We start from the raw sequence: 23,050 nt of genomic DNA on the forward strand, positions 1-23,050 counted from the left end.
GAATGCAAAGAAACACCCTCCCCCGACAGCCGGGAGAGGGCGTCTGTCACACGCAATAAAACGCGTCGATCGTTCGGACATCGATGCCAAACGGGTAGTACCCGTAGAGCAGACCGGTCGCCGTTCTGCGGCGGACGCCGGTGAGGAAGATCCAGAATTGGTTGCCGTTGCGTTGCCAGATGTACGTCCAGCGGTTGATGCACTGACGCAGTGCTTGCGGCGCGACCGCGTATGTGCCCACGCCCGGTCCGCCCGGGACACCCAGCTTTTGCGCCTGCTGATAGGACGGGGTAAAGCTCGGCGGTCTGCCTACCCCGCCCGGAGCACCCGGCCCGCCCGGGAATCCGCCCGGCACTCCCGGGAATCCACCCGGCACTCCCGGGAACCCGCCCGGCACTCCCGGGAATCCGCCACCCGGCTGGAAGCGCATCTCCTCTTCCACATCCTGATGTACCGCCACCGGCACATACATCCAAACAAATTCATCATCCGCACGATATCGTTTTCCCATCCGACTCTCCCTTTCCTCTCATCTCACACTGCAACGTATGTCAAATGCCCGTAGGCTGCCACACAACCGGGCACAAATGGGCTTCCTCCAATTTGCCAACTTTCGACCGATGGTGTATTTTTACAGAAAGAATGGGAGGCTCGTCTCATGTTTAAAATTCTCATCGTCGAAGATGATCCAAAGATCACCCAACTCCTGCAAACACACCTTGAAAAATACGGCTATCAGGCGTTCATCACCACCGACTTCTCCGCGATCCTCGCACAGTTTGAATCGATCCGGCCCGACCTTGTGCTGCTCGATGTCAACCTGCCGATGTTCGACGGCTACTACTGGTGCCGCCAGATCCGCACCCGGTCGAGCTGCCCGATCCTGTTCCTCTCCGCACGCGAAGGCAAAATGGATCAGGTGCTCGCCCTCGAAAACGGCGCCGACGACTACATCACCAAACCGTTTCACTACGAAGTCGTCCTCGCCAAGATCGCCAGCCAACTGCGCCGGGCCTACGGTTCCTACGCCGCTCCCGCACAGGAGCGCACCGTCAGCGCGACCGGGCTGACCCTGCACCCGGAGCGGCTCAAACTCAGCTACGGCGACCGAACCGTGGAGCTCGGAGCGAAAGAATCGATCCTTCTCCAAGCCCTGATGGAACGCCCAGACCGCGTCGTCTCCCGGGAAAAGCTGCTCGGCGACCTTTGGGACGACCAAGTCTACGTCGACGACAACACCCTCAACGTCTACGTCACCCGCGTCCGCAAAAAACTCCGCGACCTCGGCATCGACACCGCCATCGAAACGGTCCGCGGCACCGGCTACCTCCTGCGCGTCACCTGGGACGAGCCGTCGTAAAAAAACTGGCCCCTGCCGCCATGACCTGCCTTCAACACCGCGACCGGCCTGTCTTTCAATCTCTCATCCAAGGAGCATCTGCCCATGAAACTCTTCTTCCTCGACCAACGCACGCTCTTTCTCCTCTATCCGCTCCAGGTCGCTGTCCTCATCCTGCTCTACTCCTTGGCCGTCCGCTTCGACCTCTGGATCGCGCTCTACGCCGTCTTGCTCAGCACCTGCCTGCTCGCTGTGCACCTGACGCACCGCTACTGGCGCATGGCCGCCTTCTACCGACGCCTGTCCGACCCGGACGCCTCCGCAGACGCTTCCTCCGAAGACATCGGCGACTCGCCGCTCGCCCTCTCGCTCGACGACCTGCTGCGCGCCCGGCACCGACATGCCCAAGCTCAGATCCACGACTACGAGCGGCGCATCCGCGACCACGTCACCTTTATCAACCAATGGGTGCACCAGATGAAAACGCCGCTCTCCGTCATCCAGCTCACCCTCGCAAGCGAGGACGAGCCGATCTTTCACTCCATCCGCGAAGAGACCGACCGCATCCGGCGCGGCCTCGACACCGTGCTCTACGCCTCCCGCCTCGACAGCTTCGCCCACGACTTTCACGTCGAGCCGGTCTCCCTGCACCGCGTCGTGCTCTCCGTCATCGCCGAGCACAAAGCCTATTTCATCTCGAACCGCGTCTTTCCCGAGATCGCCGTCGACGAGTCCCTCCGCGTCTACTCCGATGAAAAATGGCTCCACTTTCTCCTCGGCCAGCTCGTCACAAACGCCGTCCGCTACTCAGCCGGCACCGACTCCCGCGTCTCCTTCGCCACCCGCGTCCAAGGCCGCTCCGTCGTCCTCGACATCACCGACCGGGGCATCGGCATCCCGCCGCAGGACATCAAGCGCGTGTTCGATCCCTATTTCACCGGCGAAAACGGCCGCGTCTTCACCGAGTCGACCGGCATGGGCCTCTACCTCGTCCGGCAGATCTGCCTCCGCCTCAACCACACCGTCGAGCTCCGGTCCGAGGTCGGCGTCGGCACCACCGTCTCCCTGCACTTTCCCTCGCACCTTACACCCGCGTAAGGTTCCTGCAAGGTAAATCGATAGCTCCCTCACCGCCCTCGCGGTTACAGTAGGGGTATCACCGAAAGGAGACGAGATCTCATGGATATGTTGCAAGTCAAACACCTCACCAAAATCTACGACGGAAAAGTCGCATACCGCGCTTTGTCCGATCTTACTTTCACCGTGCAAAAAGGCGAGTTCGTCGGCATCATGGGCCCGTCCGGCAGCGGCAAGACCACCTTGCTCAACCTGCTCTCCACCATCGACACCCCGACTTCCGGCGAGGTGCTGCTCAACGGCCAAAACCCGCACACCCTGCGCAAAAATCAACTGGCCGTCTTTCGCCGCCGACAGCTCGGCTTCATCTTCCAAGACTTCAACTTGCTCGACACCCTCACGCTGGCGGAGAACATCGTCCTCCCGCTCACCCTCGACCGCAAAAGCCTGCGCGAGATGGAGAGCCGCCTGAATGAAATCGCCGCCAAGCTCGGTATCGTCGACATCCTGAACAAACGCACCTACGAGGTGTCCGGCGGCCAACGCCAACGCGCCGCCATCGCCCGCGCCGTCATCCACGAGCCGTCGCTGTTGCTCGCCGACGAACCGACCGGCGCGCTCGACTCCAAATCGTCCAAGAGCGTCATGGAAGCGATGGAGAACCTCAACCAGACCATCGGCACCACGACTCTGCTCGTCACCCACGACGCACAGGCGGCCTCCTACTGCCACCGCGTGCTGTTTCTCAAAGACGGCCAACTGATCAACGAGATCCACCGGGGAGCCAGCCGTCAGACCTTTTTCCAAGAGATCCTCAACATGCTGTCGTTTTTAGGAGGGGACGCCCATGAGCTTTCTGCAGTTCGCCTCTAACAACGTCCGCCGCAACGCCCGTGCCTACGCCGCCTATACCCTGAGCAGCGCATTTGCCGTGATGATCTTCTTCATGTACGCCATGTTCTACTTCCACCCGGGGCTTGAAGGCTCCGACCTCGGCGAGATGGCGCGGCTCGGGATGAAAGCGGCCGAGTACGTGATCTTCGTCGTCTCGTTCCTGTTTGTGCTCTACTCGATCTCCTCCTTTCTGAAAATCAGGCAAAAGGAGTTCGGCATCCTTACCATCCTCGGAGCGGAAGCCCGGCAGATCAACGGCATGCTGCTTTTGGAAAACCTGATGATCGGCCTGACCGCCATTTTGCTTGGCATCGGCAGCGGTCTCGTGCTCTCCAAACTGTTTCTGCTGCTCGGCTCCCGCATCATCGAGATCGACAACATGCCGTTCTATTGGCCGTGGCGCGCCGCAGGACTCACCCTCGCCGCGTTCGGCTCCCTGTTCCTCGTCATCTCGCTGCTCGCCGTCGCTCTCGTGCGCAGGTCCAAACTGCTCGACCTGCTCCAAGGCTCCAACAAACCCAAACCGGAGCCGACCGCATCCTGGCTCCTCTCTCTGCTCGGCCTGTCCACCTTCGGCGGCGCGTACTACATGATGAAACAGGAGCTCGACAACACATCGGTCCTGATCATCCTCGTGCTCGGCTTGGTCGGCACCTACCTGCTCTACTCGCAACTCAGCGTCTTTTTCATCCGCCTGTTGCGCAAAAGCCGTCCCTTCCTCTGGCAGGGCACGCGCCTGCTCTGGGTGTCGGAGATGGGCTATAAAATGAAAGACAACGCCCGCATGTTCTTCCTCGTCACGATGGTCACCGCGATGGCCTGCTCCTCGGCCGGCATCGTGCTCGCCTTGAAAAAACAAAACGAGCTGATCTACACCGACACGCGCTTCGCCATGACCCTCGCGCCGCTGGGTCCTTCCGCCAGCGACTGGACATCAGATATGGCACACGTCGACCGCACCTTGCAAGAAGAGGGAGTCGACTTCCAAAAAGTCAGCGTCACCGGCGTGATGAGCCCGTTGAAAGGGCTGACCAACACGCACATCGAGATCCTGCCCGCCTCCGATTATCTCGCCGTCGCCAAACTCCTCGGTCTGGAACCGCTGCATGCGCTCCAACCGGGTCAGGCGGCCGTGATCCCGGCCGCCCGCGACGAAGAGCGCACCTTGCCGGACACCCTGACAGCAGAAGTGGGCGGCCCGGCCTTTACCGTCGCCCAGCGGATCGCCGACCCGTTGCAGTCGCACCCGATGCTGATCGTAACCGACGCGGACTTCCAAGCCCTGACGACGCTCATCACCGCCCAGAGTCCGACCGTCTACTACCACGTCCCGGCATGGGAGACAGGTGTCGTCCCGACAGTCGACAGCCAAGAAGCCCGCCTCGGCCGCCAACTCGTCAACTGGAACCGCACCGCGCTGAACAACGGCGAGACCCACAGCCTACTGATGTCGAGAGGCGACGCGTACATCAGCATCAAACAGGCGACCAACATCCTGTTCTTCGTCGGTCTGTTCATCGCCGCCATCTTCTCCCTGTCCACGGCGAGCTTCCTGTACTTCCGCCTGTACACCGACCTGCAGCAGGATCAGGTCTCCTACCGTGCGCTCTCCAAGATCGGCGTCTCCGTCCGCGAGATGCAGACCGCGTCCACCGTGCAGATCGCCGCCCTGTTCTTCCTGCCGGTTCTGGTCGCCGCGCTGGAGACGCTCATCAGCCTTGGCGCGATGAACTTCCAGCTCTCCCTTGGCGACACCCGCCTCCCGTCGCTGATCGCCATCGGCGCGTTCCTCGGGATGCAGGCGATCTACTTCCTGCTCGTCCGCTCCCGCTACCTGGCGAAATTGAAACAAGTCATGGTCTGACACGCAAGCACACAAAAAGGAACCCTCCCATTTCGTGAGAGGGTTCCTTTTCATGTCCCGTATCCGCTTAGACCAACTGCCCCAGCATCGTCTTCGCATCATACGGCACCAGCTCTTCGCCCGACTTCACCCGGTGCAGATAGTCCGGGTTGGCGATCAGCGGACGGCCGATCGCCGCCACGTCGATCCAGCCTGCCTGCAACGCTTGCTCCGCCGTCTCCGGGGTCAGATCGCCGACGCCGATGATCGCGTCCTTCCAGTATTTCCGCATCAACTGATGCATCATCTGCCCGTCTACGATCTGCTGCGTGAAGTTCATCGTCGACGGGTGGATGATCTTGGCCCCGGCCGAGCGCAGCGCATCTGCAAATGTGGACAGTGCCGCCTCCGGGTCGTCCCACATATACGTCGGATGGTCGATCTTCAACGCCGAGAAGCGGATCGCCGTCCGATCATCGCCCCACACGTCGAGCACCGCGCCCAGCACGTCTTTCATAAACGTCAGCCGCTGCTTCAGATCGCCGCCGTACTGGTCATCGCGGGTGTTCGACACATCGGAGTTGAACTGGTCGATCAGATACCCGTGCGCCCCGTGGATCTCCACCCCGTCAAATCCGGCCTCCTTCGCCAGTTTTGCCGTGTGGGCAAATTGACCGATCACCTCGCGGATGTCGCTCAAGCTCATCGCAGCCGGCATGTCGTACGGCTTGCCAAAGCGCGACACCTTGCCCTCCGCCCGGATCGCCGACGGCGCGAGCGGAGCCCCGCCCGTGATCTCGTGGTGTGTCACGCGGCCCACATGCCAGATCTGCGCGATGATCGTGCCGCCTTCCGCATGCACCGCCTCCGTCACCTCACGCCACGCCTTGGCCTGCTCCGCATGGATCAGCAGCGGCACGCCGGGATTGCCTTTGCCGCGCGGATCGACGATGATCCCCTCCGTGATGATCAGCCCGATGCCGTCGGCCGCCCGTCTGCGGTAGTAATCGGTCACCGCCGGCGAGATCACCCCCGTCTTGTCATCCGCAAAACAACGCGTCATCGGAGCCATCGCCGTGCGCGACTGCAACTGCCACGCCCCGATCTTTGCCGCTTCCATCAACTTCGTGTACTCCGCCATCTCTCCATTCCTCCCTCTCTCTGTTGAAAAAACTACGCCCGCAATTCCGGCGCACCCTCCGGTGCTTCACCGTGCTTCATCAGCTCCGCTCGGATCTCCTCCGTCATCGGCGCCGCCTTCTGCGTGCCAAAATCAAACCCGAGCATCGTCGCCCGCCCGCGAGCCACCCAGTTGCCCGCCTCATCCCGCATCGCCTGCTCCACTTCAAACGAAGACGAGCCGAGGCGCGAGATCCACGTATAGACGGTCAGCGACTCCGCGTACATCACCTGCTTGAGAAAATCACAGCGGGTCGACGCGAGGATCAGATTCCAGTTTTGCACATCGAGCGACGGATTGAAGATCCGAAACAGATCCTTGCGCCCCTCTTCGAAATAAGTCAAATACACCGCATTGTTGACGTGCCCCAGCCCGTCGCAATCGTTAAACCGCACCGTTACCTGATGTGTAAGCATATAAGTAACTCCTTCATTGACGTATGTACGTTCTTCTGCCTTTAAGTGTAGCACAAAACGCCACGGAGAAAGAATGCATGCTATACTAAAGAAAATCCCACCGAACGGTCGGTAGAAAAAGGAGCTTCCCTCATGACCCCACCTCTTCGCCCAGGCGACGTCTACAGCATCTCCCGCACCTACACCACCGACGACATCCTCGCCTTTGCCGAGCTCACCGGTGACAAAGGCCGTCACCACATGGAGCCGGACGAGCACGGTCGCCTGATGGTCCACGGCCTGATGACCGCCAGCATCGGCTCCAAACTGGCGGGCGACATCCACTTCATCGGTCGCGAACTGCACAACGAGTATCTGCGTCCCGTCTTCAGCGGCGACACGATCACCTGCGAGGTCACCGTAGAACTCGTCGAGCAAAAAGACGGCTACCGCAAAGTCGCCTTGAGATCGATCTACCGCAACCAGCACGGCAAAGAAGTCATCGTCGGCACCACCAGCGGCGTCGTCCGCGACTGAATCACCACAAAAAGGACTTGGGCACCTACTCGCGCCCAAGTCCTTTTTTTCTGCCAACCATCACCCCTGCATCGCCTGCCGCAGCCGGACAAACTGCCGCCCGGCAAACAGCACGACGCAGGCGAACAGCACCGCCGCAAACAGAAACTCCATCCGATGCCCCATCCGATGAAACACCGTCCCGATGATCGGACCGGCCGCCATGCCCATGTAGCGAACGAAGTTGTACACCCCGATCGCCGTCGCCCTGTTGTGCGAAAACGCATCGGCGAGCATCGTCGTCTGCACCGGCAATGACAGCCCGAGGCACAGCCCAAACACCGAGATCACCGCGATCAACACCGGCAGCGACACCCCGGCGAGCAGGAAGAACAACACCGTCGCCGCCACGTTCAGCGACGTGGTGAGGATGAGCAGTTTGCGAGTCTGCACCCGCTCCTGCAACCGTCCGCCAAGATTGCTCCCGACCACCAAAAACAGCGACATTGGCAGAAACACCAGACCGTTCTCCGCTGCCGACAGCCCGTACGTGCTCGTCAGCAAGACCGGCAAAAACACCAGAAACTGATAGAACGTAAAATACTGCACAAATCCCAGCATCACGATGGACGACCCGACCCGATCTTGCAACACCGTCGCAAAGTCCCTGACCGAGAAGCGCTCGCCCCCGCTCGTCTCCGGCTTGGTCTCCGGCAACAGGCGGTACACCGTCAGCCACAGCAGCACGCCGCCGACCGTCAGTACCCAGAACACGCCGTTCACCCCGGCGGCCTCGCCGACAAATCCGCCGACGACAGGCCCGACCACCGGCCCCATCGTCACCAGCATCTGAAACGTGCCCATCGCCCGTCCCCGCATTTTTCCTTCATACAGATCCCCGATCACCGTCGTTGCCACGACCGACCCCGATGCGATCCCGACCGCTTGCATCGCCCGGAAAAACACCAGCCCTTCAATCGTCGAGGACAGCGCGGCCCCGAAAGAAGCAGCGATATACACCAGCACGCTCGGCAACAGCACCTTGCGCCGCCCCATCCGGTCGGTCAACGGCCCGTACACCAGCTGCATCAAGGCCAGCCCCAGCACGAACACCGAGATCGTCAGGTTGACGACAAACTCACTCGTCTGATACTGCTCCTGGATCTGCGGCAACATCGGCGTATAGATCGTCTGCGTAAACGGCCCGAAAAAAGCGGTCAATCCAACGAGATAGACGATTGCTTTTTTGTTCATCACATCATGCTCCTTGCAATCTTCAACGCCAGATACTCCAGCTTTTCTTTCATCTCGTCATCGGCGATCCCTCCGCATCGTTCCGACGGGAACAACAGCCTCTTGCGCATCTCATACGTGTCAAACAGCGCATCCCGGAACGTCAGATTGCGCGCCATCAGAAACTGCGGATCGACCAATTTGCCAAACAGCAGCTCATCCTGCAGGATCAACAGATCCGGATTGAGCGACACAAACACCCCGGCCTCCATCCCCCGCTGATAAAACGCCCGCAACCGCCGATTACGCACGGCGATCCCGTCATGCACCCGTTGCATCAGTTCCGGGTACAATTCGCGCAGATCGGTCCAAAACGCCTCCGACCCGTAATTCGCATGCAACACCATCTTCTCAAACGCCATCTGAAACCCGCGCACATACGAATCCGCTGCCTCTTCCAACGCCTCGTTCATCTCCACGAAATACATCACATACAATTCGACCACCAATTCGATGATCTCGTCCTTTGAAGAGAAGTATTTATAAAGTGTCGCCTTCGACAAATCCATATGCCGGGCGATATCATCTGTTCGCAAATGCGAGATCCCGTTTTTCTTGATCGGAATCAGCAATTTGGCCACCAACTTTTTTTTCGTCTCCAGACTGTCATAACGCGAAGTCGGAGCATCTGAGGAATTCATGCATGTCGGCCTCCTTTTCCTAGATACTAGTATAGTCGAACTTGTTCAACCGGTAAACGAACAAGACAAACTGAACTCAATTTGACGAAACCAGTTTACTTTGTCTTGTTCTGTGTGCTACACTGACCCCAGCAACTCACCTACACGAGAAAAGGAAGTATTCCCATGAAAATGAGAACCCTCGGCCGCAACGGCCTCCAAGTCTCCGCCATCGGTCTCGGCTGCATGAGCATGTCGCCCGTCTACTACGGCGCGGCAGATGAAAACGAATCGCTCGCCACTGTCCACGACGCGCTCGACCATGGCGTCAATCTCCTCGACACCGCCGATATCTACGGCCTCGGTCACAACGAACGACTGCTCTCTCAAGTCCTGAAAGAGCGCCGCAACGAGGTCGTGCTTGCCACCAAGTTCGGATTTGACGCAAGCGGAGGGATGCGCCGCATCAACAACCACCCGGACTATATCAAAACAGCGGTCGACTCCAGCCTGCAACGCCTCGGCATCGACCACATCGACCTCTATTACATGCACCGCCTCGACACCTCCATCCCGGTCGAAGAGTCGGTCGGTGTGATGGCCGACCTCGTGCAGGCCGGGAAAGTCCGCCACCTCGGCCTCTCTGAAGTCGGTGCTGACACCCTGCGCCGCGCATCCCGCGTCCACCCGATCACCGCGCTGCAGTCTGAGTACTCGCTCTGGTCCCGCGACATCGAAGAGCAGATCCTCCCCGCTTGCCGGGAACTGGGAATCGGCATCGTGCCGTACAGCCCGCTCGGTCGCGGCTTCCTGAGCGGACAGATTCAAAAGTTCGAAGACTTCGCCCCCGATGACTTCCGCCGCAGCCAACCGCGCTTCCAAGGCGAGAACTTCCAGATCAACCTCGACATCGTCAAAGAATTGGAATCGCTCGCAACAGACCGCGGATACACCGCGTCACAACTGGCGCTGGCCTGGGTGCTGGCCCAAGGCGAAGACCTCGTCCCGATCCCTGGCACGACCAAACGCAAAAACCTGCGCAGCAACATCTCCGCTGTCGAGATCGAACTCAGCCGCGACGACATCGACCGCATCAACGCCATCGCCAACCGCATCGTCGGCCCCCGCTACAACGAACTCGGGATGAGCTTGACCAATTTATAAAACGATCTTGTCTCCTGCAAAAAAAGACCTGCACAATACCATGCAGGTCTTCCTCACTACATCCTTTCCCGTTTGCGCCGCTCATCCCGCCGTTCCAGAACGGTCACCCGGTTGTGACGTTCCACATCGACACCGAGTCTGCTCGTTTCAACAACTCCAGCACTTCCCCGTTCTCTCCTTGGAAAAACGCCGTCTGCCAGCCGTTCTCCAACCGCAAGGGGCCTTCCAGCAGCGGCACACCGCTTCGGTCGTCTCGTGCGGGACCATGTACTGCCCGTGATTTTCCCTCGGTCCGATTTGCCAGCGGTCGTCGAGCAGATCGCTCAGCCCGGTGTGCAGCTCCCAGGAAAACGTTCGCGTCGCTCCGGCGGGGTGGTGGCGTTGAGTGACTCCGGCAGAGCAAAGTGATGCAGGTGACGTGCGCCCGCATACAAAAAAGAGACTGCGACGCCCCCTGACAGGTGTCGCAGTCTCTCTTGATGTCCGCCGTCTTTGCTCTTTCGTACTCGCTTTCTGATGTTTTCGCGAGGATACACCTCTTACGCGGACGATCAGCCCTCCCGCCGCAGCGGAAACGTCATGCAACGAAAAGCTCCGCCTGACTTGATGATCTCCGAGATGTCCACTTCGAGCACATCAAGTCCCAAACGGAGCAGGGTGGCGTTGACCCCTTGGTTCTGAGGTTGAGAGACCACCTTGCCATCCCCTAAACTGAGCACATTCGTCCCCAGGCCAAACTGCTCGCGCTCTGTGACCGCAACCAGTTCATATCGTCGTTTCAATCGCTCCAGGAGCACCGGAGGGATGGCTTCCCGATAGACCAAGGCCATCTCGGGAGCAATCACGTTGAAGACGCAATCCAAATGAAGGTATTCGGCTCTCATCTCAATCGGTACCACCTCATGCCAAGGCAACTGGCTTTGCAGTTCCTTGGCGGCCTCACGAGATGTCCGTCCTCCGACTCCGAGCCAGATCGTCTCACCATCCACGAGCAAGTCGCCGCCTTCGACGGGAGCCTGTATGCGCCGGAAGGAGAGACCTTGCTCCTCCCACATCATCTCGACTTCACGGGTCTCCTCTTGACGGATCGGATGGTACATCTTCGAAAGAAAGGCACGCTCCTCGATGACGAACCCGATATCACGGGTAAAGACTTGCTCAGGAAGATGAGCGACCGGCGAGAGCAATTCCACCTCGATTCCCTCCTCCTTCAGGAGCCGGAGGAAGGACTGAAACTGGGCAGCCGCCTTTTGGACGTTGATGTTCTCCTTGGCGTAATGCGTCTGCGTGTGATTGATCACTTCTTCGATCCGCATGTAGGTCGGTGGACACATCAACACGTGAGCAAGCTTGCCGTACTCATTCTTACAAAACAGTCCAGTTGCTGTTTTCTGTCGATGGTCTCGCACAGATGTCGCCCCTTTTTCCTCCTACTCGTCCACTCGAAGTTGCAGGTCGGTAAATTCCAACGTGTGAGCGATCGGTTCCCACGTTTTGGAGAACAACCCAAACTGTCGAACCGACTGTTGGAGAGACAAGGCGGCACACTCGAACCAGTCCTCTTCCTGGGAGGCACGCGCCATGAACCGATACGAACTTTCCTTCGCCTCCACACGCAGGAAACGCATATGCGGGTAGGGGTGCTTCGCCAGCGTGAACTCCAATTGCTCGGGGGCATACAGTGAAAGCAGTTCCCCGCTTTCGATCCCGAACAGCAGCTTGCGTCCGTCCTGCAACTTCAATACCAGCCCGGCGTGATAGGAGGCACCGATCGGCGTCTCGGTGTGGAGGCGCACCTCAATGTCAAATGACTGCCCCATCCCGGTCTCCATCAACAATTGCGGCGCATCGTCCTGTACGATCCAACTGTCGTAGCGAGTGTCGGCCGCGTGCTCGATCACGATTCGTCCGTCATCTCTCGTGATCGCAGCGCCTAAGCGGTTCAGTTCTGTAAATCCGTCCTTCCCGGCCTGCACCTCTTGCAAACGGATACGTTCGAGCAGGACTTCCACCTCAACTGTCTTCAGGAACAGTTCGCGGAAGGCATGCTCACGGTTCGCCATCGCATCGATTTGTTGCCAGAGCGCCTCCGACGATAGCTCTCCCGCACTGAGCATGTCGAAGATCTCCATCCGTACCTGTCCCCATCCGGCAGAGAGTTCATCAGCGAGATCGCGCAGAACGGAAACGTCTGCGGGCGACACATCCGCTTTTGGCAAGAACTTGAAGAGCAGATCGTACAGCACATGCTTGAAGTTCAACAGTTGCATCACAGCGCCGAACCGCGGTACCTCTCCTGTCTCCGCCACTTCACGAAGTAACTCCTGTTCCAGATAATGCAAGGCGGCCGTTCCCGCCTCCACCTGTTCGTACAGCGTTCGCAGATCGAGCAGTGCATGAAGTTCGCTCCACGTCTGTTGGACAGGCATCGACTCCATGGACCAGAACACGCGAGTTCCAAAATGCTTTCCATACAAACGGTACATCTCATACAGGTTTTCCGGACGTCCATAGAAATCGCGGTATGTCGGGCGAGCCCCGTTATCCAGATGCATGTTGTCGAGCAGGAAGTAGAGGTCGCGTTGCGGGTCTACCCCTTTGACGATAAAGAAGTGGCGGTGCGGCTCGTTCCGATAGTTGACCGTGTAATACAGGCCGTAGAGGTCGCCCGGAATCATCACCGGACGTCCGAGGCCGATCTCCTGTTCCACAAGGCGTCGGAAGGTCGGCTCATCATCCGCTGTGAAGGTATGCAGTTTCAGGCCAAGTTTCGGCCCGACCACCTGCTCAAAGAAGGTAAAGAACTCCGGCGAGTGCGGTGCGTTGTCCTCCGCAAAGATCGCCGCACGGAAGTGGCCGTTGACATCGAACGTCTCCCACAATCCTGCGTAGAACGAAAACAGATCGAACCCCTGAGGCCGGAATGATTCTGCGAGAATGGCCAGCGGCTTGTGGAAGCAATCCATCTGCTCCCATGTGTAGGTATCCTGATTGGGCAATACACTCGAGAGCACTTTTAACGGAACGTCGTCCAATTGCTTCATTTGTCTGCGCTTCGGCTCAACGCGAGCGTCAGGCAGATCGTGGATTTGGCCCAAATACTCAGCCAATCCGCGGACGGTCGGGTATTGATACAGATCGGTCAATCGTGCGGGGATTCCCTGTTTTTGCATCGCCGTTGCCGTATGGAAGGCGAGGAAGGAATGTCCGCCCATCGCAAAAAAGTCGTCCTGCACGTCGATCGTTTTCAGGTGGAGGATATCCGCCCAGATGTCGGCGATCCGTTCCTCCAAGAGATTTGCAGGCAGGGCCTGCGACTCCATGCTGCGCTCCTGAGACGATGCCTGAGGAGCGGGAAGAGCCGACCGCTGGGTCTTGCCGTTGGAGGACAACGGCATCTCCGGCAGTTCGACGAAGAAACTGGGCACCATGTACTCCGGGAGATGTTTTTTCAGATGTGCCCGCAGTTCTTCGCTGCCCGCTTCCCCATCTGTCGAAAGGACATAGTAGCCGACGAGTGCAGGTCCGCCCGGAACATCCTCGCGGACCGTTACGACCGCCTCACGCACAGCAGGATGCTGGCCGAGCACCGACTCCACCTCTCCCAGTTCGATGCGCAACCCGCGCAGTTTGACCTGGTTGTCCAGACGGCCGATATACTCGATGTTGCCGTCCGGGAGCCAACGCGCCGCATCGCCCGTCTTGTACATGTTCGCCCCTGTTTCAAACGGGTCCGGCACAAACCGCTCCGCTGTCAGTTCCGGTCGGTTCAGATACCCCTTCGCCACCCCGATCCCGCTGATGTACAACTCGCCGGCCACACCGATCGGCACCGGCTGCATCCGCTCGTCCAGTATGTAGAGCTTGATGTTGGCGATCGGTCGTCCAATCGGGACAAAAGGCAGGTCGCTGTCCGCTTGGCACTGCCAATACGAGACGTCGACGGAAGCTTCCGTCGGCCCGTACAGGTTGTGCAATTCAACCGCTCCCAGCCGTTCGAAGAATCGCTGTTGCAGTCCAAGCGGCAGGGCCTCCCCGCTGCAGATCACCCGGCGGATGCTCGTGCAGCCCGCTGCTTCCGGCTCCTCCAAAAACACATGCAACATCGACGGAACGAAGTGCAGCGTCGTGATCCCTTCCCGTGCGATCAAGCGCGCCAAGTATCGGGTGTCCCGGTGCCCGCCCGGCTCTGCCACAACCAACCGCGCTCCCGTCATCAGCGGCCAGAAGAACTCCCACACCGATACGTCAAAACTGTACGGCGTTTTTTGCAACACGCGATCTTCCGCGTTCAGACGGTATTCATCCTGCATCCAAAGCAAACGGTTGCAGATCCCTTGATGCGAGATCAACGCCCCTTTGGGTTTGCCTGTGGAGCCTGACGTGTAGATGCAATAAGCGGTGTCTTCCGCTGTGTTGCGAATGCCTGTCCGCTCTGCCGATTCTGCTGCCAGCAGAGCTTTTTCCGCTGCCCGGTCGAGACAGATCGTCCGCACCGCGTCGCTTGGAAGCGCATCGGCGAGATGCTCTTGCGTCAAAACGATCCGCACCTGCGAGTCTTCCAGTACGAACGCCATCCGTTCTGCCGGATGATCCGGGTCGAGCGGCAGATACGCCCCGCCCGCCTTTAAGATGCCGAGCAGCCCGACCACCATCTCCATCGAACGCTCCATAGAGACTCCGACCAAGTCATTTGCCTGCACGCCTTGCTTCACCAACTGGTGAGCCAGTCGGTTCGCCTGACGATCCAGCTCCCGATAGGTCAGCGTCTCCTCGCCAAACACCACCGCCACTGCGTCCGGCGTCGCGTCCACCTGCTCCTCGATCCATTGATGGAGGTTTTTTTCCAGATCGTACTCCACAGCCGTATCATTGAATGCGGACAATCGCTCATGCTCGGCTTGCGTCAACGGATCGAACAGGTGGTGCAGCTCTTGCGGCGCGGTGGCCATCGCCTCCAAGACGTTCAAGTATTGAGTGAACAAGATTTCATTCTGCTCCGGTGTCACGATGACGCCGTTGGTGTCCAACATGAGAGTGAGTCCGCCCAATGTCGGGTTGATGCAGAACGTGATTTGCAGGGTAAAGTTGGTATCCGCGATTTCACGTTGTCCCAGCATCTCGACATCCCCGAGATCGACAATCTCCTGCATGGCATGAAAATGAACGAAGTTAAACGAAGTCTCAAACAACGGCTGTCGTCCGTGCATTTTTTGAATCTCAGCCATCGGGAAACGACGATACGGCAAGAGTTCCTGTTCATTGCGGAACGCCTCACGGATCAGGTCATCCCAGGTGCCGGGCTTCACTTCCATCCGATACGGCAGCGTGTTCAAAAACAATCCCCGCTGCAGCTCCGCCCCTTGCAGTTCCGGTCGACCGTTTGCCGTCAGACCCGTCTGCACATCCAACGTGCCGGTCGCCAAGCTCAACACCTTCAAGTGAGCCGCGAGCAACATGTTTTTCAAGGGGACGCCGGTCTGCCGTACCCGATTTTGCAACGCTTCAAACACGGGGAGCGGAACGGCCCCGAACTTGCGCTGGAAGACGCGCGCCGACTTGTCGCGGGCACGCGACGGCTGCCAGCTCGGCAATGTGGTCGGTACAACACCTTTGATTTTCTGCTGCCAGTACGCGCGTTGGTCATCGTCCTTCTGGATGGCGCGCTCCCACCAGACGTAATCGCGGTAGGTGAACTCGACCGCTTCCATACTCGGCAGCGGCAGCCCGCGCAATTGATGAAAATACTCGCTGAAGATGTCTCGAACGATCGAGGTCAGACTCCACCCGTCCAAGATCGCATGACATTCCGTTACGAAAAACTGGAGGGTATCGCTGCTTCGCAAGTGAATCTGCAAACGCAGCATCGGCGGACAAGCGAGGTCAAATTTGTCACGAATCTCCCGCTCCATCCAGGATTCGATCTCCCGCTCCTGCTCCTCATCGCTCAAGTGGCGCAAATCGTCGACGCGCAAAGGAAGCGATACGCGTTCATGAACGAGTTGCAGCGGTTCGACGTAAGAAGTCAAATCAAAAGAGGTGCGCAAGATCGCATGGCGCTCGACCACGCGGGCGACCGCCGCCTCAAACACGTCTCGGTCAAACGGCATCCGCATGTACCAGCCTGCGATATTGTGGTACGAGATCGATTCCTCGGTAAACGTCATGTGGTAGATCATGCCCGTTTGCAAAGCGGTCAACGGGTAGGCATCGACAACATCACGGGGAAGTTGGTCCACCACTTCCTGCGGCAGACCGTGGAAAGGCTCGGTGCGCGGGCACGCGTTCACCGCTTCGCCACCGCCACTCGCTTGCAGATCCTTCAGGATCGCACGAATGGTCTGGTGTTGAAAGAGATGTTGCAACGTCAACTCAATCCCGCTCTCCTTCGCCAGTGCGACGACCTGCAAAGCACGAATCGAATCCCCGCCATGCGCAAAGAAGTTGTCCTCCACCCCGACCTGATCGCGATGCAGCACGCGCTTCCACACGTCGGCCAACCGGTGCTCCTGCTCGGTGGCCGGTGCCTCATGCACCCCGCCGATCTCCGCCCGCTCCCCTTGCATGCTGAGCAATGCTTTGCGATCCACCTTGCCATTTTGGGTAAGCGGAATGTTCGCAAGGAAGAAGATATCAGCCGGGATCATATAGTCCGGCAAATGTGATTGCAAGAAACGACGCAGTTCCGTCACAGTCGGTGCTTGACCTGGTTGCGGGACCAGATAGGCCACGAGTCGATTGTCGCCCGCATCGTCCTGCCGCACGAAAACAATCGCCTCCGCCACGCGTTCGAATTGAAGCAGTCGGGCCTCGATCTCCCCCAACTCGATACGAAAGCCTCGAACTTTTACTTGGTGGTCGATCCGCCCCCGGTATTCGAGATCGCCCGTCGCAAGTTTGCGGGCGAGGTCCCCCGTGCGATAGAGGCGACCACCTTTTGCGAACGGGTGCCGCACAAAACGCTCCGCTGTCAGTTCGGGACGATTCAGATATCCGCGCGCGAGACCCGCTCCGCCGACGAACATCTCACCTGTCACACCGACCGGCACCGGCTGCATCTCTTCATTTAATACGTACACCTGCAAGTCCGGGATCGGCACCCCGATGACACTTCCTTGCGCTGCCTCTGCGTCGGCACGCGTGATCGGACGATAGGTCACGTGGACGGTGGTCTCGGTAATGCCGTACATGTTGACCAGTTGCGGGGTCTGATCGCCGTGATCATCGAACCAAGGGAGCAAACTCGTGACCTCTAATTCTTCCCCGCCAAAAATCACGTAGCGCAAGCGAAGCTGTCGTCGCAGGTCCGCTCTCTGTTGTCCGTTGACCTGTATGAGTTGACGGAAAGCGGACGGTGTTTGGTTGAGCACCGTAACTCCTTCTCGGACCAACAACTCGTAAAAAGCTTCAGGCGAGCGGCTGACCAAGTACGGTACGACCACCAACTTCCCGCCATATGCCAGCGCGCCCCACAACTCCCACACCGAAAAGTCAAACGCAGTCGAATGGAACAGCGTCCAGACATCCTGCTCGTGAAATCCGTACCACGCCTCCGTCGAGCGGAACAGACGAACGGCTTGACGGTGCTCCACCTCCACCCCTTTGGGCTTGCCGGTTGAACCGGACGTGTAGATCACATAGGCGAGTTGATCCGGTCGGCACGGGAGGTCTCGACGGGTCAGGGAACCGGCAGTACGGTTTGACGGTTCGAGCGTATCGATGCAGATGACGCGGTGGTCCCCCTCCGGCACCTGCTCCCGAAGATGAGACTGGGTCAGCAACACTTGCGCCTGCGCATCCGACAGGATAAAGGCCAGCCGATCCTTTGGATAGCTGGGATCGAGCGGCACATACGCACAACCGGCTTTTACAATCCCCAAGATGCTGACGACCAGATCCAGGGAGCGTTCCATGTACAAGCCGACAAGTTGTTCCGACTGCAGCCCTTGATCGATCAGGAGGCTGGCCACAGCGTTCGCCCGTTCGTTCAATTCTTGGTAGGTCAGCGTCTCGTCTTCGCAGGCGACTGCGACCGCATGGGGTCGCTTCGCTGCCTGCTCCTCAAACATCGTGTGCAGACAATCGCCGGAGTCGAACGCCACCGATTCGTCTGGTTGTGCCGCGGGCAGCCAATAATCGGTCAGCTCTTCCTCCGTCAACAGATTCAGGCGCAAGATCGGCTCATGCGGCGCTTCCACGACGGCTTGCAACAGGGTGAGAAAATGCCGGAGCATCCTCTGCATCGTGTCTGGCGCGTACAGGTCTGTGCGATATTCGAGACGTCCTTGCAACCCCTCAGGGCTGTGCCAGAATTCGACAGTGAGGTCCACTTTGGCCATCCCGAGATCCACATTGACCGGGTCGACCTTTGCATCTCCAAACAGTTCAAACGAGGGAGCATGCGTATTGTTGTACGAGAACAGAGTTTGAAACAGCGGGCCGTGCGACATCGTGCGCTCCACCTTCAACTCATCCAACAGCGCCTCAAACGGTACTTCCGAGTTCTCCAGAGCGGCCAGCACGGTGGTGCGCACCTGGCGCAACAGGTCACGGAACGAGCCGTTCTCCGACAGGTCAAGCCGAACGGGCAGCGTGTTTACAAAAAAACCGATCAGCGATTCCAGCTGTTGATTGGTTCGGTTGGCGACCGGGATGCCGACCACGAAGTCCTCCTGCCCTGAATATCGACGCATCAGAACCCCGTACGCAGCCAACAGCGTGACATAAAGCGTCGCTTCCTCCTGCTGGCCCAACGCCTGCAATCCTTCGAGCATCCGGTTCGGCAAGACAAAGTGCAGACTCGCCCCCTGTTCGGACGCTGTGAGAGGACGCCGGTAATCGGTCGGCATCTCAAGCAACGCGGGAGCTCCCTGCAGGTGGTTACGCCAAAAGTCGATCTGTTTGGCGATCTCCGGGCCTTGCATGCGCTCTCGTTGCCAAACCGCCGCATCTGCATACTGAATGGACAACTTCGGCAAAGACGACGGCAGCCCGTTGAGTCGCGCTTCGTATAACGCCCCGATCTCCCGCATCAACACGCCGGTCGACCACCCGTCGCTGACGATATGGTGCATGTTGAGGACCAAGACATGCTCCTGTTGCGCGACGCAGATCAGTTCCACGCGCAACAGCGGACCTTCTGTCAAGGAAAAAGGAGTTCGAATCGCTTCGCTCACAGCCTCCTCCATTTGTTCTTCACAAAGGAGCTCACGGTACGTGAAGGGAACATCCTGCCCGGTACCGATCACCTGCATCGGTACCCCATCCTGCTCCAAGAAGCGTGTACGCAACACTTCATGCCGGTCCACAACGTCTCGCACCGCCATTTCCAACGCTTGCGCATCCAGATGCCCCGTGATGCGCAACACGAGCGGCATATTATACAGGAGACTGTCCGGATTCCAGCGATCGAGGAACCAAAGGCGCTGTTGACCGAGCGAAAGCGGCATGGGCTCCCCCGTGCGTTCAACAGGCGGAATCGAAAGGGGCTGTTCCCCTCGTTGCAAGGAGAGTTCCCGCAGTTGCTTTTCTTTGAGTGCTTTCAGGACAGCCAACTTGGTTGATTGCATTTATTCGGAAACCTCCTTTAGTAAGAGCAACATCTCTTCTTCGGTCAGGCCATCCAACTGCTCCATCAAATTCGCTTCAATCAACTCGTCAAGGTAGGTCCCGAGTTTGGCGATGGTCGGATGATCAAAAAACTCAGTAATCCCAAACTCCACTTGGAAAGTCGACGTGATCTGCGACACCAGTTGGATCGCCCGGATCGAATTGCCACCCAAAGCGTGATACTCATCATGCACTCCGATCGATTCCAGTTGCAAAACCTCTTGCCAGATCGAAGCGATCATCTGCTCGGTCATCGTACGCGGTGCAACAAACTCGGCCTGTCGTCTGTTCGCTGGCTGCGGCAAGGCAAAACGATTGACTTTGCCACTGGATGTTAAAGGCATCTCCTTCAGCACAACAAGCGACGCCGGCAGCATATACTCCGGCAATTGGCGGGACAAGAACTGATACACGTCCGCTTCGTCGACCACGCCCCCCGTCCGCGGTACCACATACCCGACCAGACGCACCTGATTCGGTTCATCCTCTCGGACCGTTACGACCGCCTCACGCACAGCGGGATGCTGGCCGAGCACCGACTCCACCTCTCCCAGTTCGATGCGCAACCCGCGCAGTTTGACCTGGTTGTCCAGACGGCCGATATACTCGATGTTGCCGTCCGGCAGCCAACGCGCCGCATCGCCCGTCTTGTACATGTTCGCTCCTGTGTCAAACGGGTCCGGCACAAACCGCTCCGCTGTCAGTTCCGGTCGGTTCAGATACCCCTTCGCCACCCCGATGCCGCTGATGTACAACTCGCCGGCCACACCGATCGGCACCGGCTGCATCCGCTCGTCCAGTATGTAGAGCTTGATGTTGGCGATCGGTCGTCCAATCGGGACAAACGGCAGGTCGCTGTCCGCTTGGCACTGCCAATACGAGACGTCGACGGAAGCTTCCGTCGGCCCGTACAGGTTGTGCAATTCAACCGCTCCCAGCCGTTCGAAGAATCGCTGTTGCAGTCCAAGCGGCAGGGCCTCCCCGCTGCAGATCACCCGGCGGATGCTCGTGCAGCCCGCTGCTTCCGGCTCCTCCAAAAACACATGCAACATCGACGGAACGAAGTGCAGCGTCGTGATCCCTTCCCGTGCGATCAAGCGCGCCAAGTATCGGGTGTCCCGGTGCCCGCCCGGCTCTGCCACAACCAACCGCGCTCCCGTCATCAGCGGCCAGAAGAACTCCCACACCGATACGTCAAAACTGTACGGCGTTTTTTGCAACACGCGATCTTCCGCGTTCAGACGGTATTCATCCTGCATCCAAAGCAAACGGTTGCAGATCCCTTGATGCGAGATCAACGCCCCTTTGGGTTTGCCTGTGGAGCCTGACGTGTAGATGCAATAAGCGGTGTCTTCCGCTGTGTTGCGAATGCCTGTCCGCTCTGCCGATTCTGCTGCCAGCAGAGCTTTTTCCGCTGCCCGGTCGAGGCAGATCGTCCGCACCGCGTCGCTTGGAAGCGCATCGGCGAGATGCTCTTGCGTCAAAACGATCCGAACCTGCGAGTCTTCCAGTACGAACGCCATCCGTTCCGCCGGATGATCCGGGTCGAGCGGCAGATACGCCCCGCCCGCCTTTAAGATGCCGAGCAGCCCGACCACCATCTCCAGCGAACGCTCCATAGAGACTCCGACCAAGTCGTTTGCCTGCACGCCTTGCTTCACCAAATGGTGAGCCAACCGGTTCGCCTGACGATCCAGTTCCCGATAGGTCAGCGTCTCCTCGCCAAACACCACCGCCACTGCGTCCGGCGTCGCGTCCACCTGCTCCTCCATCCATTGATGGAGGTTTTTTTTCAGATCGTACTCCACAGCCGTATCCGTAAACACCTTGCGGATCAGGTGCTCCTCTTCAACGGTCAGAAGGTTCAGACTTCCAATCGTAAGCGGGGAGCGCTCGCAAACTTGTTCCAAAACCAAAATCAACTGATTCAGCTTCTGCCGCGCCCCCTCTTGCAACATGAGGTCGGCATCGTAATACAGCACAAACTCATACCCGTCCGTTTGTTCGAAACAGATCAGCTTGACATCGAACCGATCCCAGCACTCGTAGCTGTCCAGCCACTCCAGAGTCAAGCCTCCGCAGCGTCCGAGCGTCGGTTGCTGCACATAGTCAAAACAAGATTGGAAACAGCCCGCCTGCCCGGTTGATGACTCCAACAGATCGAGGGTGAAGTACTCCTGCCAGTCGGCGAACAGTTCCAACTGCTCCTGCAACTGATCAAGTCCTTCCATAAAGTACGTATCGTCTGTAAGCTCTCGCGCCACCGGCAAGTGTTTGCTCAGAGGACCTGCAACGCCTTGCATGACAGGCAAATTCCGCCCATTGTACGCGACTCCTGTACTCACGACCGATCCGCTGGATAAACGGGACAGCAACGCCTGCCACGCACCCAAGATCAAGGTTCGGACATCCAATCCCGCCTCCGTCGATACGGTTCGCAACGTTTCGGAAAGCGGGGCGCCGATCTTCCTGCGCACAAATCCTGGTTGAAACGCGCCCTGATTCGCAGCGTCCGTCCGTTTCCCCATCACTCTGGGTGCGGACTCCCGCTCTGCCTGTCGCCACAAGGAATGTTCCTCCAACCAAAAAGCCTGACCGAGTTTGCCGTCCTCACCTTCTAAAAGAGAAGAACTCCAAGCTGCGATATCCTGATACTGCAAACGCTCTTCTTGCGGGTCCTCTTCCTGAAAAGTCCCCGCGCAGGCCTGGAACAGTTCCTCCACGATCTGACGCAGCGTCGTGCTGTCTGCGAAACATGCATGCATCGTCAGGCACAGAATTCCCTGCTCCTCGTTTTCCTGGACCCATGCCAGCCAGAACGGCCTCGCCGCTTGTTCCTCTGCAGCCCGTCTCCGCTCCTCTGTCAACAGTTCCTCCGCATCGCATACCGCCCTGTGCAGGAGTTGGCAGGAAAGCTCCTCTCCCGGCCTCGCCGTACGAAAAATCTCGTGCCTTGCCAAGATCTGCTGCATCATGGCTTGTACCTGATCTGCATGGATGGCACCTGTAAAACGGACTGCACATTGAATCAAAGCATCCCGGTCGTTCGCGTTCATCCAACCACTCCTTCTCGAATCTCATTTGATTAATTTATTTATCGAAGTTACTTTTTCCACAAAA

The 23,050-nt window shown here is 58.6% G+C and carries 15 protein-coding genes; 6 read left to right on the plus strand and 9 right to left on the minus strand.

The genetic code is table 11. The annotated features are described in order from the left end of the window. Positions 1–46: 46 nt before the first annotated feature. Positions 47–511, minus strand: coding sequence for a hypothetical protein (locus OS242_RS05470; protein WP_267150646.1), 465 nt, complete (start codon positions 509–511; stop codon positions 47–49). A 147-nt stretch (positions 512–658) separates the two neighbouring features. On the opposite strand from OS242_RS05470, the gene OS242_RS05475 reads away from it, so the two are divergent. From OS242_RS05475 to OS242_RS05490, 4 genes are all read left to right on the plus strand, one after another. Then, on the plus strand, positions 659–1,360 hold the full coding sequence (locus OS242_RS05475; RefSeq protein WP_267150647.1) for a response regulator transcription factor: 702 nt from the start codon (positions 659–661) through the stop codon (positions 1,358–1,360). A gap of 84 nt (positions 1,361–1,444) precedes the next feature. After that, positions 1,445–2,437 carry a sensor histidine kinase gene (locus OS242_RS05480; RefSeq protein ID WP_267150648.1) on the plus strand — a complete coding sequence of 331 codons (993 nt, stop codon included), beginning with the start codon at positions 1,445–1,447 and terminating at the stop codon, positions 2,435–2,437. An 81-nt stretch (positions 2,438–2,518) separates the two neighbouring features. After that, positions 2,519–3,289 (plus strand): ABC transporter ATP-binding protein, encoded by a 771-nt coding sequence (locus OS242_RS05485; RefSeq protein WP_267150649.1) that lies wholly within the window; start codon positions 2,519–2,521, stop codon positions 3,287–3,289. Beyond that, positions 3,264–5,174, plus strand: coding sequence for an FtsX-like permease family protein (locus OS242_RS05490; RefSeq protein ID WP_267150650.1), 1,911 nt, complete (start codon positions 3,264–3,266; stop codon positions 5,172–5,174). The genes OS242_RS05485 and OS242_RS05490 overlap by 26 nt, the downstream gene beginning before the upstream one ends. 67 nt (positions 5,175–5,241) lie before the next feature. On the opposite strand, the gene OS242_RS05495 is transcribed toward OS242_RS05490, so the two are convergent. Then, complete coding sequence (locus tag OS242_RS05495) at positions 5,242–6,294, minus strand: oxidoreductase (RefSeq protein ID WP_407702084.1); 1,053 nt, start codon at positions 6,292–6,294, stop codon at positions 5,242–5,244. A 32-nt stretch (positions 6,295–6,326) separates the two neighbouring features. Then, on the minus strand, positions 6,327–6,749 hold the full coding sequence (locus OS242_RS05500; RefSeq protein WP_323372909.1) for an acyl-CoA thioesterase: 423 nt from the start codon (positions 6,747–6,749) through the stop codon (positions 6,327–6,329). Between the two features lie 132 nt (positions 6,750–6,881). Here OS242_RS05500 and OS242_RS05505 point away from each other — a divergent pair, with 132 nt between their 5' ends. Beyond that, positions 6,882–7,265 carry a hotdog domain-containing protein gene (locus OS242_RS05505; RefSeq protein WP_267150652.1) on the plus strand — a complete coding sequence of 128 codons (384 nt, stop codon included), beginning with the start codon at positions 6,882–6,884 and terminating at the stop codon, positions 7,263–7,265. A gap of 60 nt (positions 7,266–7,325) precedes the next feature. Here OS242_RS05505 and OS242_RS05510 read toward each other — a convergent pair whose 3' ends face one another. Beyond that, positions 7,326–8,498, minus strand: a complete 1,173-nt coding sequence (locus tag OS242_RS05510) for an MFS transporter (RefSeq protein ID WP_267150653.1) — start codon at positions 8,496–8,498, stop codon at positions 7,326–7,328. Next, on the minus strand, positions 8,498–9,178 hold the full coding sequence (locus tag OS242_RS05515; RefSeq protein WP_267150654.1) for a TetR/AcrR family transcriptional regulator: 681 nt from the start codon (positions 9,176–9,178) through the stop codon (positions 8,498–8,500). The genes OS242_RS05510 and OS242_RS05515 overlap by 1 nt, the downstream gene beginning before the upstream one ends. 165 nt (positions 9,179–9,343) lie before the next feature. On the opposite strand from OS242_RS05515, the gene OS242_RS05520 reads away from it, so the two are divergent. After that, on the plus strand, positions 9,344–10,321 hold the full coding sequence (locus tag OS242_RS05520; protein ID WP_267150655.1) for an aldo/keto reductase: 978 nt from the start codon (positions 9,344–9,346) through the stop codon (positions 10,319–10,321). A 103-nt stretch (positions 10,322–10,424) separates the two neighbouring features. Here OS242_RS05520 and OS242_RS05525 read toward each other — a convergent pair whose 3' ends face one another. The 4 genes from OS242_RS05525 to OS242_RS05540 form a co-directional block, all read right to left on the minus strand. Continuing rightward, a complete protein-coding gene (locus OS242_RS05525) occupies positions 10,425–10,559 on the minus strand; it encodes a hypothetical protein (protein WP_267150656.1) in 135 nt (44 codons plus the stop codon). 313 nt (positions 10,560–10,872) lie between these two features. Beyond that, positions 10,873–11,730 carry a dimethylarginine dimethylaminohydrolase family protein gene (locus OS242_RS05530; protein WP_267150657.1) on the minus strand — a complete coding sequence of 286 codons (858 nt, stop codon included), beginning with the start codon at positions 11,728–11,730 and terminating at the stop codon, positions 10,873–10,875. Positions 11,731–11,751: 21 nt separating this feature from the next. Beyond that, on the minus strand, positions 11,752–19,890 hold the full coding sequence (locus OS242_RS21425; RefSeq protein WP_267150658.1) for a non-ribosomal peptide synthetase: 8,139 nt from the start codon (positions 19,888–19,890) through the stop codon (positions 11,752–11,754). Beyond that, positions 19,891–22,986, minus strand: coding sequence for a non-ribosomal peptide synthetase (locus OS242_RS05540; protein ID WP_267150659.1), 3,096 nt, complete (start codon positions 22,984–22,986; stop codon positions 19,891–19,893). Positions 22,987–23,050 lie beyond the last annotated feature (64 nt).

Source organism: Tumebacillus lacus, from assembly GCF_026410385.1.
In the GTDB taxonomy this organism is placed as follows: Bacteria; Bacillota; Bacilli; order Tumebacillales; family Tumebacillaceae; genus Tumebacillus; species Tumebacillus lacus.